The sequence below is a fragment of the Reyranella sp. genome, from assembly GCF_030651995.1.
Taxonomy (GTDB): Bacteria; Pseudomonadota; Alphaproteobacteria; order Reyranellales; family Reyranellaceae; genus Reyranella.
The window spans coordinates 16,784-29,252 of sequence record NZ_JAUSBN010000009.1 but is presented as its reverse complement, the minus strand read 5'-3'; the positions used below and the strand labels follow the sequence as shown (position 1 = coordinate 29,252).

General features: G+C 67.1%; 10 protein-coding genes. 4 read left to right on the top strand and 6 right to left on the bottom strand.

What is annotated here, in order from left to right:
• Window positions 1-6 precede the first annotated feature (6 nt).
• From acs to acnA, 5 genes are all read right to left on the bottom strand, one after another.
• On the bottom strand, window positions 7-1,944 hold the full coding sequence (acs, locus tag Q7V45_RS02720; protein ID WP_304846569.1) for an acetate--CoA ligase: 1,938 nt from the start codon (window positions 1,942-1,944) through the stop codon (window positions 7-9).
• Between the two features lie 85 nt (window positions 1,945-2,029).
• A complete protein-coding gene (locus tag Q7V45_RS02715) occupies window positions 2,030-2,701 on the bottom strand; it encodes a nitroreductase (protein WP_304846566.1) in 672 nt (223 codons plus the stop codon).
• Between the two features lie 6 nt (window positions 2,702-2,707).
• Window positions 2,708-3,829 carry an alpha/beta fold hydrolase gene (locus tag Q7V45_RS02710; protein ID WP_304846563.1) on the bottom strand — a complete coding sequence of 374 codons (1,122 nt, stop codon included), beginning with the start codon at window positions 3,827-3,829 and terminating at the stop codon, window positions 2,708-2,710.
• Window positions 3,829-4,383: a DinB family protein gene (locus tag Q7V45_RS02705; RefSeq protein WP_304846560.1), complete on the bottom strand. Its 555-nt coding sequence runs from the start codon at window positions 4,381-4,383 to the stop codon at window positions 3,829-3,831. Before Q7V45_RS02705 ends, Q7V45_RS02710 begins: the two co-directional genes overlap by 1 nt.
• A gap of 20 nt (window positions 4,384-4,403) precedes the next feature.
• Entirely contained in the window at window positions 4,404-7,091 is a 2,688-nt protein-coding gene (acnA, locus tag Q7V45_RS02700; RefSeq protein WP_304846557.1) for an aconitate hydratase AcnA, read from the bottom strand.
• 124 nt (window positions 7,092-7,215) lie between these two features.
• Here acnA and Q7V45_RS02695 point away from each other — a divergent pair, with 124 nt between their 5' ends.
• Window positions 7,216-8,214 (top strand): tetratricopeptide repeat protein, encoded by a 999-nt coding sequence (locus Q7V45_RS02695; protein WP_304846554.1) that lies wholly within the window; start codon window positions 7,216-7,218, stop codon window positions 8,212-8,214.
• A gap of 42 nt (window positions 8,215-8,256) precedes the next feature.
• Here Q7V45_RS02695 and Q7V45_RS02690 read toward each other — a convergent pair whose 3' ends face one another.
• Entirely contained in the window at window positions 8,257-9,051 is a 795-nt protein-coding gene (locus Q7V45_RS02690) for an alpha/beta fold hydrolase (RefSeq protein ID WP_304846551.1), read from the bottom strand.
• A 159-nt stretch (window positions 9,052-9,210) separates the two neighbouring features.
• On the opposite strand from Q7V45_RS02690, the gene Q7V45_RS02685 reads away from it, so the two are divergent.
• From Q7V45_RS02685 to dinB, 3 genes are read left to right on the top strand one after another with little or no spacing between them, the layout of a single operon-like run.
• Complete coding sequence (locus tag Q7V45_RS02685; RefSeq protein WP_304846548.1) at window positions 9,211-9,894, top strand: response regulator transcription factor; 684 nt, start codon at window positions 9,211-9,213, stop codon at window positions 9,892-9,894.
• Window positions 9,891-11,252, top strand: a complete 1,362-nt coding sequence (locus Q7V45_RS02680; protein ID WP_304846545.1) for an ATP-binding protein — start codon at window positions 9,891-9,893, stop codon at window positions 11,250-11,252. Before Q7V45_RS02685 ends, Q7V45_RS02680 begins: the two co-directional genes overlap by 4 nt.
• 54 nt (window positions 11,253-11,306) lie before the next feature.
• A complete protein-coding gene (gene dinB, locus Q7V45_RS02675) occupies window positions 11,307-12,386 on the top strand; it encodes a DNA polymerase IV (RefSeq protein ID WP_304846542.1) in 1,080 nt (359 codons plus the stop codon).
• Window positions 12,387-12,469: the final 83 nt, after the last annotated feature.

Here is a 12,469-nt window from a genome sequence, read left to right as displayed (position 1 = left end):
TCTTCCTTACTTGCCGCGGTGCTTCACGAGATCGTCGACGACCATCGGGTCGGCGAGCGTGGACGTGTCGCCCAGGTTGCTGAAATCGTTCTCGGCGATCTTGCGCAGGATGCGGCGCATGATCTTGCCCGAGCGGGTCTTGGGCAGGCCGGGCGCCCACTGGATCACGTCGGGCGTGGCGATCGGGCCGATCTCCTTGCGCACCCAGGCGACCAGTTCCGTGCGCAGCTCGTCGGAGGGGTGCTGGCCGGCTTTCAGGGTGACGTAGGCGTAGATGCCCTGCCCCTTGATGTCGTGCGGGAAGCCGACCACGGCGGCCTCGGCCACCTTGGTGTTGGCGACCAGCGCGCTCTCGACCTCGGCGGTGCCGATGCGATGGCCCGAGACGTTGATCACGTCGTCGACCCGGCCGGTGATCCAGTAGTAGCCGTCCTCGTCGCGACGGGCGCCGTCGCCGGTGAAGTACTTGCCGGGATAGGTCTTGAAGTAGGTTTCGATGAAGCGCTGGTGATCGCCATAGACGGTGCGCATCTGGCCCGGCCAGGAATTGATCAGGCAGAGATTGCCGGTGCAGGGACCTTGCAGTTCGTTGCCGTCGGCATCGACCATCACCGGCTGCACGCCGAAGAAGGGCAGGGTCGCCGAGCCGGGCTTGAGCGCCGTGGCACCGGGCAGCGGCGTGATCAGGATGCCGCCCGTCTCGGTCTGCCACCAGGTGTCGACGATCGGGCAGCGGCCGTCGCCGACCACCCGGTGATACCACAGCCATGCCTCGGGATTGATCGGTTCGCCGACCGAGCCCAGCAGGCGCAGGCTCTTGCGGCTCGTCTTCTTCACCGGCGCCTCGCCCTCGCGCATCAGCGCACGGATGGCGGTGGGCGCGGTGTAGAAGATGTTCACCTGGTGCTTGTCGATCACCTGCCAGAAGCGGCTGGTGTCGGGATAGTTGGGCACGCCCTCGAACATCAGGGTCGTGGCGCCGTTGGCCAGCGGCCCGTACAGGATGTAGCTGTGGCCGGTGACCCAGCCCACGTCGGCGGTGCACCAGTAGACGTCGCCGTCGTGATAATCGAACACGTACTGGTGGGTCATCGACGCATAGACGATGTAGCCGCCGGTCGTGTGCAGCACGCCCTTCGGCTTGCCGGTCGAGCCCGACGTATAGAGGATGAACAGCGGATCCTCGGCGCCCATCGGCTCGGGCGCACAGTCGGCCGGCACCTTCGCCGCGATCTCGTGCCACCAGACATCGCGGCCAGCGTCCCAGTCGACCTTGCCGCCGGTATGCTTCACCACCAAGACCTTCTTCACGCCGGGCGCCTTCTTGAGCGCCTCGTCGCAATTGGCCTTGAGCGGTACGTGCTTGCCCGCACGCAAGCCTTCGTCGGCCGTTATCACGACGTTGCTGTCGCAGTCGACCAGGCGGTTGGCGAGACTGTCGGGCGAGAAGCCGCCGAACACGACGGAATGGATGGCGCCGATGCGCGTGCAGGCCAGCATCGCATAGGCCGCCTCGGGGATCATCGGCAGGTAGATGGTGACGCGATCGCCCTTCCTGACGCCGAGTTCCTTGAGCGCATTCGCCATGCGGCAGACTTCGTCGTGCAGCTTGCGATAGGTGATCTTCTCGGACTTCGCCGGATCGTCGCCTTCCCAGATGATGGCGGTCTGGTCGGCGCGATGGCTGAGGTGCCGGTCGATGCAGTTGGCCGAGACGTTCAAGACGCCGTCGTGGAACCAGCGGATGCGAACGTCGCCGCTATAGTCGACGTCGCGCACGGCGGCCGGGCTGTAGGGCTTGATCCAGTCGATCCGCTTGCCGTGCTCGTTCCAGAAGCTGGCGGGGTCGGCGATCGAGGCCTCGTACATCGCCTTGTACCTGGCCTCGTCGACATAGGCGCGCTTGGCCCAGTCCGCGCTGACGGCGATCACTTCATCAGCCATGGCTTTCCTCCGGCTTCGGCTTAGTGCCTTGAATTACCTGCGTTCTAGCCCGCAGCCGCCGGGCTCGGCAATTCGACTTTGGGCGTCACTCGCTGATCCAGGTCGTGAAGTCCTGGATCGGCGCGCGGTCGGTGATCAGGCTGTTGGGCGCCACGTCGGGATCGGCATAGCCCAGTGCCAGGCCGCAGATCACGGTCTGGTCGTCGGGGATCTTGAGCTCGCGGCGTACCACATGCTGGTATCGGCTGAAGGCGGCCAGCGGGCAGGTGTGCAGGCCCTTCTCGCGCGCCAGCAGCATGAGCTGGTCGAGGAAGATGCCGCAGTCGATCCACTGGCCGTTGCCCATGCGCTTCTCGACGCAGAGGATCATGCCGACCGGCGCGTCGAAGAACTCGTAGTTCTTGCGGAACTGCTTCAGCATGCCGGCCGCATCGCCCCGCGGCACGCCGAGGAGGGTGTAGAGCTGCTTGCCGACCAGCTTGCGGCGCGCGTCGTAGACCGGCGTGAATTCCTGCGGATAGACGTTGTATTCGGCGCCGGGGCCGTTATCGCCCTCGTCCATGGCCTTCAGGATCGCCGCGGAGAGTCGCTTCCGCGCCGCGCCCATGGTCACGTAGAGCTTCCAGGGCTGCAGGTTGCCGTTCGAGGCCGAGCGGTTGGCGTTCTCTATGATCCATTCGATGTCGGTCTTGGCCACGGGATCGGGCTTGAAGACGCGCATGGAGCGGCGGGAATTGACGGCTTCTGACACACGCATGGACGGCTAGCTCCGGGTGAGGTGACGACGCAGGAAGTCGAACAGCGTGCGCCGCGCGGCGGCGTTCTGCTGCTCGGTGAAATAGTGGGTGGCGCCGGGGATCACGACGGCCTCGGCCTCCTTGCCATGAGTGCGCAGCGCCTCGGCCATGGCGAGCGACTGGTCGACCGGCACGTTCTCGTCGCGGTCGCCGTGCAGCAGCAGGACGGGGGCGTCGATCTGCGCGACCCGCAGGATCGGCGAGCGCACCGGCAGGCCTTCGGGCCCGCACAGATCGTCGAGATAGTCGCGCATGTAGGGATTGGCCTCGCGCCAGCGCGCCAGATCCGTGGGCGCGAAGAAGGCGGCGACGGCGCGCACCGGCGGCTTGTGGGCCGCAGCGAGCAGCGCCACCTGGCCGCCCATCGAGGCGCCGACCAGCGCAATCCTGTCACGATCGACCAGGGGGCGCTTGGCCAGCCAGTCGATGGCCGCCAATACGTCGAGCGGCTGGCGCAGGCCCTGGTCGTTCTCGCCCTCCGAGCCCAGCCAGCCGCGCAGGGACAGCGCGAGGGCGGCATAGCCGTTGGCCGCGGCCGCGCGTGCCAGGCCCACCATGTTGTGGGCATGGCCGGCAAAGCCGTGCAGCAGGATCAGCGCCGGATAGGGCGGCTGGCCGGCCACCGGCTTGAAGAAATAGCCACCCAGGCTGACGCCGTGACCAGGGACGCGCACCGGCTCGGCATCGGGAACGTCGGGCAGGTCGTCCCAGCGGTGCATGACTTCGATGGGCACGCCGTCGGGATCGCGGAAGCCCACCGAATAATAGCCGGGGGCGAGATAGTCGAGTTCCTGCGGTGGCTGGATGATCTCCGCCCCGGCATCGCGCAGCTCGGCGAACACCTGGTCGACCTGGCCACGGCTTTCGGCCGAGACCGCGAGCCACAGCGCACCCGGTCCATAGGAGATGCCGTCCTTGGCCTGGCGCATCACGAAGTGGTCGTAGCCGCGCGACCACATCACCCGGTCGGGGCTGGCCCAGACGCGATGGAAGCCCAGCATCGGCAGCCACAGGCGATGGAAGGCCACCGAGCGCGCGAGGTCGCTCACCTCGATGGCCGCACCGGCGAAGGAGGAACGCGGACGCATCAGCTCGGCTCGAGCCCCAGCACCAGCAGCTCGTCGCGCCGCAGATGCTGCTCGCCGGCCAGGAAGAACTCGTCGAGCTGCGGCGGCTTCACCCTCGTCCCGGCCAGCATCGCGTGTGCCTGACCGCGGTGATGCGTCTGGTGCTGGAAGAGATGTTCCAGGATCGAGATCACGCTGGACGGCGGCGGCGTGCGGTTGGGCCGCGGCAGCGACAGGCCCTCGGCGAGACTCGCGTCGGTCTGGCGCCCGCAGAAGGCCAGCAGCCGCCGGTCGCTGGCGATCTGGGCGTCATGGAGCGAGGCGGCGTCGGGGAAGTCGGGCACCGGGTCGTGGTAGCGTTGCAGCACCGTCGGATCACGGTGCAGCGCGTCGATGTAATAGAGATCGACCCAGAGGATATGATTGAGCGTGGCGCGCAGCGACGGGAAGAAGCTGGTGCGCGGCGCGGCGAACTCTTCCGGCGTCAGCGCCTTGCAGGCCGTCAGCAGCCGGTGGTTCGCCCAGATGTTATTGCGGGCCATGGCGACGGCATGGCCTGGAAGCCCCGTCGCCATGGGTCCCGTGTCCGCCGGCGTCAGGCCGCTTGGGCCAGGTTGCGCAGCACGTAGTGCAGCACGCCGCCGTTCTTGAAGTAGCCGACCTCTTCCGCGGTATCGATGCGGCAGGTCAGCATGATCGTCTCCGACGCGCCGTCGGGGCGATGGATGGTAAGCGGCACGTCCATGCCGGGCTTCAGCTCGCCGTCGATGCCGCTGACGTCGTAGGTCTCGCGGCCGGTGAGGTTCAACGTCTTGCGCGTCATGCCGTCCTTGAACTGCAGCGGCAGCACACCCATGCCGACCAGGTTCGAGCGATGGATGCGCTCGAAGGTCTCGCAGACCACCGCCTTGACGCCCAGCAGGTTGACGCCCTTGGCCGCCCAGTCGCGCGAGCTGCCGGTGCCGTATTCCTTGCCGGCGATCAGGACCTGCGGCGTGTGCTCCTTCTTGTAGCGCATCGCCACGTCGTAGATCGGCTCGGGCTGGTCGGTCGTGAAGTGGTGGGTGAAGCCACCCTCGACGCCCGGGACCATCTCGTTCTTGAGGCGGATGTTGGCGAAGGTGCCGCGCATCATGACCTCATGGTTGCCGCGGCGCGTGCCGTACTGGTTGAAGTCCTTGGCCTCGACGCCTTCCTCCATCAGGTACTTGCCGGCGGGGCTGTCCTTGCGGATCGAGCCGGCAGGCGAGATGTGGTCGGTCGTGATCGAGTCGCCGAACTGGCCGAGCGGACGGGCGCCCGTGATGTTGGTGAGCGCGGCCGGCGTCTTGCCCATGCCCTCGAAGTAGGGCGGGTTGCGCACGTAGGTCGACTTGTCGTCCCAGGCGTAGGTCAGGCTGGGCTTGGTCTTGATGCCGCGCCAGAAACGGTCACCCTCGAAGACGTTGGCGTAGCGCTTCTTGAAGGCCTTGGCCGTCACGAACTTGTCGACGGTCTTGGAGACCTCCATGTTCGACGGCCAGATGTCCTTCAGGTAGACGGGCTTGCCGCCCTTGCCGATGCCGATCGGATCCTTGGTGATGTCGATCTTCATCGAGCCGGCCAGCGCGTAGACCACGACCAGCATCGGCGAGGCGAGGTAGTTGGCGCGGGTCAGCGGATTGACGCGGCCTTCGAAGTTGCGGTTGCCGGAGAGCACCGAGCTCACGACCAGGTCGCCGTCGCCGATCGCCTTGGTGACCGGGTCGGGCAGCGGTCCGGAATTGCCGATGCAGCTCGTGCAGCCGTAGCCGACGAGGTTGAAGCCAAGCTTGTTCAGGTCCTTCTGCAGGCCCGAAGCCTCGAAGTATTCGGTCACGACCTGGGAGCCCGGCGCCAGCGACGTCTTCACCCACGGCTTGACCTTGAGGCCGAGCTTCACCGCGTTGCGCGCGATCAGTCCGGCGCCCAGCATGACATAGGGATTCGAGGTGTTGGTGCAGGAGGTGATGGCCGCGATCACTACGTCGCCGTGGCCGAGGTCATAGTCGGTGCCCTCGCAGGGGATGCGCTTGCCGTCGTCCTTGCGGTCGAATTCCTTCTCCATGTTCGCGACGAACTGCTGGGCGGCGTCGTCGAGCGGCACGCGATCCTGCGGGCGCTTCGGCCCGGCGAGGCTCGGCACGACGTCGCCCATGTCGAGCGACAGCGTGTCGGTGAAGACCGGCTCGGGCGACTTCTTGGAGCGCCACAGGCCCTGCTTCTTGGCATAGGCCTCGACGAGCTTGGCGGCCGGGCCGCGGTTGGTGGTCTTGAGGTAGCCCAGCGTGATCTCGTCGACCGGGAAGAAGCCGCAGGTCGCGCCGTACTCGGGCGCCATGTTGGCAATGGTCGCGCGGTTGGCCAGCGGCAGGTCCGCCAGACCGTCGCCGTAGAATTCGACGAACTTGTTCACCACGCCCTTCTTGCGCAGCATCTGGGTGACGGTGAGCACCAGGTCGGTCGCGGTCGCGCCTTCCTTGAGCTTGCCCGTGAGCTTGAAGCCCACCACGTCGGGAATGACCATCGGCTGCGGCTGGCCGAGCATGGCGGCCTCAGCCTCGATGCCGCCGACGCCCCAGCCCAGCACGGCCAGGCCGTTCACCATCGTGGTGTGCGAGTCGGTGCCGACCAGCGTGTCCGGATAGGCGATCGTCTCCTTGCCTTCCTTCTTGGTCCACACGACCTGGGCCAGGTACTCGAGGTTGACCTGGTGGCAGATGCCGGTGCCCGGCGGGACGACGCGGAAGTTGTCGAACGCCATCGAACCCCAGCGCAGAAACTGGTAGCGCTCCAGGTTGCGCTCGTATTCGAGCTTCACGTTGGAGCCGAAGGCGCTCGAATTGCCGAAATTGTCGACGATCACCGAGTGGTCGATCACGAGGTCGACGGGAACCAGCGGATTGATCTTCTTGGCGTCGCCACCCAGCTTGCCCATGGCGTCGCGCATGGCGGCGAGATCGACCACGGCGGGGACGCCGGTGAAGTCCTGCATCAGCACGCGGGCCGGGCGGAAGTTGATCTCCTTGGTGGACCGGCCGCCGTTCTTCAGCCATTCCCCGAACGCCGAGATGTCGGTCTTCTTGACGGTCGTGCCGTCTTCGTGACGCAGCAGGTTCTCCATCAGGACGCGGAGCGAGAACGGCAGGCGGGAGAGGTCGCCGACCTCCTTCTCGACCGCCTTCAGGCTGAAATAGGTATAGCTGCGGCTACCGACCTTCAGCGTCTTTCGAGCCTTGAAGCTATTGGGATGGGCGGCGGCCATATCTACACTCCTGGAAGGTCGGTTCTCTGCGGATGTGGGGCAAAATAGGGGCATGCACCTCCACAGGCAATCGGCGGATGCGGCTTTGCGGCCGTTGTGTCAGATTGGACGCATGCGGCGTCGAATGGGTTACGCATTTGGGGTTCTTGCAGCGGGTCTTGCCCTGTCGGGGCAGGCGGCGGCGCAGCGGAACGCGGTCGAATCCTGGGACCCCAGCGCGCGTGGCTTTTCGTCCGGCGGACCTGCTGCACCTTCGCTGCCCGGCGCGACAGGCGGCGGCGGCGGCGCGACCCTCGAATCGCTGAACAAAATCCTGTCGGCTTCCCAGCTCTCGGCCTTCGATCGGTCCATCTATCTCAGTATCCGTGCGTTCCAGCTGAGCCGGCTGGGCCGCGAGGCCGACAGTCAGAAGGACATCGCCGAGATGGGCAAGGTCCTGCCAGGCGACTGGCAGGTCGTGCTGTCGAGCACGATGCCCGGCCTGGCGGGCGGCGGCGACCGGGCGGCGGCGCTGCGCACCCTGGACAGCGCGCTGCAGCGCAAGCCCGGCGATCCGTCCCTGACGATCGCCCAGGCCCAGGTCTACATGCAGATCGCCGACTTCCAGCGTGCCCTCGGCCTGCTCGATACGGCCCTCGCCGGCGCCCAGACGCCGGGCGAGCGGCGATCGGCGCTGTTCTACCGCGGCCATGCAAATTTCAATCTCGGCAACTACGCGCCGGCGGCTGACGATTTCGATGCCTCGCTTGCGGGCCGGCCCAATTTCAAGTCGAAGCAGGCGCCGCTGCTGTGGCGCTATGCGGCGCAGGTCCGTGCCCGGCGCGAGGCCCGCACGACCCTCGTCCGCGACGTCGGGGCCGAGAGCCTGAACGAGTGGCCCGGCCCGATCCTTCGGTTCCTGATGGGCAAGGGCACGGCCGGCGAACTCGAGGTCGCCGCCGAGTCCGACGACGGGGCCAAGCGCGCCAACGGCAAGTGCCCGGCCGCGTTCTTCATCGGCATGGACGCCGTCCGCCGCGGCGACAAGCAGCGTGCCCGCGAACAATTCCAGCTCGCCCAGGCGCGCTGTCCCACCGTATCGGAGCTGAACTGGGCGGCCTCCAGCGAGCTGAAGCGGCTTTGACAAGTACCCCCGTCGAGACGACGGAGCTTGATCAATAACCCCTCACCCCAGCAGCGCCAGCGGCGACACGAAGCGGGTGATCTCCGCCAGGACGTGGGCGGGCCGCTGCAGATGGGGGCTGTGGCCGCAGTCCGGCACCAGCCGCGTCTCGCAGTAGCCCCCGACCTTGCCGGCGATGATCCCGAGCTGCAGTTCGGTGCCGTATTCGTCGTCCTCGCCCTGGATCGCCTGCACCGGCACCACGACCCCCGGCAGCCTGCCGTTGGCGTCCATCGGCTCGAAGCCCGGCGCGACCCAGGCGTCGGCCCAGAGATGGAAGGCGCCGTCGACATCGTCGTGATACTTCGCGAGCCTCTGGCGCAGGTCGCCGGAGGCGAAGGTCGCGCGGGCTCGGGTGATCGCCTCGACACAGACCGGCTCGTTGATCGCGTGCGCGGCCAGGGTCACCACGGCCCGCAGCGGCTCGGGATCGGCCGCGGCATAGTTCAGCGCGATCGTGCCGCCGTCGCTGTGGCCCACCAGCACGCAATCCTCGATGCCGAGTGCCGCCAGCAGGCGCGGCAGGACGAGGTCGGCCTCGATCTCCATGTAGCGGACGCCGGGATCGGACGGCCAGGCGCTCGAGCGGCCGTAGCCGGTGCGGTCGTAGACGATGCCGGCGCAGCGCGTGGCGTCGCAGAGCTTCTGGGGGAAGTCGCGCCACATCTCGATGCTGCCCAGGCCCTCATGCAGGAAGACCAGCACCGTGCGATCGAGCCCGTCATCCTGGACCGGCGTGAGGCGGCGCACCCGCAGGCGGCGGTCGCCGAGATCGATGAATACGTCTTCGGAGGGCATCGCCTCTTTTCAGGGCGCCTCAGCCGCCGGTCAAGACGGCGATCCTCCCGTCCGAGGCGACGGGCGGCAGCCTGACCCGCAGCTTGTATGGCGCGTCCTCGACGCCGGCCGTGCTAGGATTGCGGCCATCGCCAATACGTCCAGGGAGTGTGGACGCCCATGAGGGTCCTTCTCGTCGAGGACAACGACGAACTCGTCAGCCTGCTGGTCAAGGGCCTGGCGCGCAGCGGCTTCTCCGCGGATGCCGTGGCCAATGCCGGCGATGCCGCGCATTCGCTGGCCGCCATGCGCTACGCGGCGATCGTTCTCGATCTCGGTCTGCCCGATCAGGACGGTCTGACGCTGCTGCGCAGCGTCCGCGGACGCGGTGATTCGACGCCGGTTCTCGTCCTCACGGCGCGTGACGGGGTGAGCGACCGGGTCAATGGCCTCAGGGCGGGCGCCGACGATTACCTCGTGAAGCCGTTCGCCATGGAGGAGCTGGTGGCGCGCCTTCAGGCGCTGCTGCGCCGGCCCGGCAACCTGCTCGGCCGCCAGCTGTCCTTCGGAAACGTTTCGCTGGAGACCGAAGGGCGGCAGGTCTTCGTCGACGGCACGTTGCGGGTGTTCGCGGCCCGCGAGACGGCGATCCTGGAAATCCTGCTGCGGCGGGGCGGCAATGTGGTCCCCAAGCGCCTGTTCGAGGACCAGCTGTTCGGCCTGTCGGGGGATGTCGGCTCGAACGCGGTCGAGGTTTACGTCCACCGCCTGCGCAAGATGCTGTCGGACTGCGGCGCGACCGTGAAGATCCATACGGTTCGCGGCGTCGGCTATCTGCTGTCCGAGGAAAAGGCCACCGTTTGAGGCGCTTCCGGTCGATCCTCTCGCGTGTGGTCGCATTGCATGTCGTGGCGATCGGCGTCACCTCGATCCTGATCCCCCTGGCGCTCTACTGGCTGCTCAACGAGGCAGCCAACGGCCTCCACCGCGACGCGCTACGCGCCCAGGCCCTCACGATCGCGAGCTTCCTGCGACCCACTCCCGATGGAGGCGTCACGCTCGAAATTCCGCAGGAGGCCCAGCCCATCTATTCCGGCGACTACGCCCTCTATGCCTATGCCATCCTCGATTCTAAAGGGAAGTTGCTGTTCACCTCGCGTCCGGACGAGGCGCCGCTCTCGGCGGGCAACGATTCGCTGACGAAAGACTCGTTCATGCAGCGTCGGAGCAAGGGTCCGGCGCTCATCGGCGTGAACGTACCGCGCGCCATTGGCGACCGTCTCTACTGGATACAGGTCGGACAGGACCTGGCGCACCATGACGTCATCATCGACGACATCGTCGCTTCCTTCCTTCCGCGCGTCGCCTGGATCACCTTTCCGATCCTGCTGCTCCTCCTGCTGATCGACATCTTGATCTTCCGCCGTGCCCTCGACCCGGTGCGCGCCGCTTCCGAAACGGCGACGTCGATCGGGCCGGCCAGCACCGATGTCCGCCTGTCGGAGCAGTCGATGCCGGCCGAAATCGTGCCGCTCGTGCATGCGGTCAACCAGGCGCTCGACCGGCTCGAGGCCGGCTTCCGCGCTCAACGCGAATTCACGGCCGACATGGCGCACGAACTGCGGACGCCACTGGCCATCATGCGCGCCCGGGTCGATTCGATGGAGGACATGCCGCTGCGTCGATCGCTGGAGACCGACATCGTGAAAATGACGCGCACCGTGAACCAGGTTCTCGATATCGCTGAACTCGAGGTGCTCGTGGTGGACGGCAACGCCAGGGCGGATCTGCAGAACGTCTGTGCCGACGCGGTCGCCTTCATGGCGCCGCTCGTGGTCGACAGCGACAGAACGATTGCCCTGACCGGCGCCGAGACACCGGTGTGGGTGCATGGCCATGCCGAAGCGCTGTTCCGGGCGGTTCGCAATCTCGTCGAGAACGCCATTCGCCACACACCGGCGGGTGGGGCGATCGAGGTCGATGTCGCCGCCGACGGAACGGTCCGGGTGCTGGACGAAGGCCCCGGCGTGCCGCGTACCGAGCGCGAGAAGATCTTCAAACGCTTCTGGCGGCGCGACCGGGCCCAGCCCGAGAGCCGCGGGCTGGGGCTGGCCATCGTGACCCGCGTGGCCGCCGCGCACGGTGGCACCATTTCGGTCGACGACCGGCCCGGGGGAGGCGCGGTCTTCACGCTTCGACTGCGACCCGCTCGCCCGGTGTAAGGCCGCGGCACCGACCCGGGGGACCTCGGTCCACGACGGGCCTATACTCGGGCCATGGCGGAAGCCGAGATCCGCAAGATCATCCACGTCGACATGGACGCTTTCTACGCGTCCGTGGAGCAACGCGACGATCCTTCGCTGCGCGGCCAGCCGGTCGCGGTCGGCGGGCGGCAGCGCGGCGTCGTGATGGCGGCCAGCTACGAGGCACGCAAGTTCGGCGTGCGCTCGGCCATGCCCTCGGTCACCGCCAAGCGCCTGTGTCCGGAGCTGCACTTCGTGAAGCCGCGCTTCGAGGTCTACAAGGAAGTATCGCGCCAGATCCGCGAAATCTTCCTCGACTACACGCCGCTGGTGGAGCCGCTGTCGCTCGACGAGGCCTATCTCGACGTCACGACCAACCTCAAGGGCATGCCGCTCGCGTCGGAGATCGCCCGTGAGATCCGCGCGCGTATCCTGGAGCGCACGGGCCTCACCGCCTCGGCCGGCATCTCCTACAACAAGTTCCTGGCCAAGCTCGCCTCCGACCATCGCAAGCCCGACGGCCAGACGGTGATCCCGCCGGAGAAGGGGCCGGCCTTCGTAGAAGGCCTGCCGGTCGGCCGCTTCCACGGCGTCGGGCCGAAAACCGCGGAGAAAATGAACCGGCTGGGGATCCATAGCGGCGCCGACCTGAAAGCGCAGACGCTGGAGTTCCTGCAGCAGTATTTCGGGCGTTCCGGCGCCTACTATCACGCTATTGCGCGCGGCCACGACGAGCGCCGCGTCGTCCCCAACCGGCCGCGCAAGTCGGTCGGCTCGGAGACGACCTTCATGGAGGATCTCGACCGGCCGGCGGCGGTGGAAGAGGGTGTTGCCTCGGTGCTGGGCGATGTCTGGGCCTACTGCGAGCGCACCGGCATCGTCGGCCGCACGGTGACCGTGAAGATCAAGTATGCCGACTTCCGGATCGTGACGAGGAGCCGCACGCTCGAGGAAAGCGTCGAAAGCCGCGAGGTCCTGGAACGCACGGCGCGCGAACTGGTGCGATCCATCTTTCCCCTGGAGAAGAAAGTGCGCCTGCTCGGCGTCTCCCTCCATAACCTGCACCAGCGCGAGGAGCGCACGGTGTCGCCGCAGATGACCCTGGCTCTTTAGGAGGCATTCTTCATCCGTACCGAAGAGATCGACGCAAATTTGGACCAGGCGTTCGAAGTTGGTACAGCCGCAGAGCTTGCGAG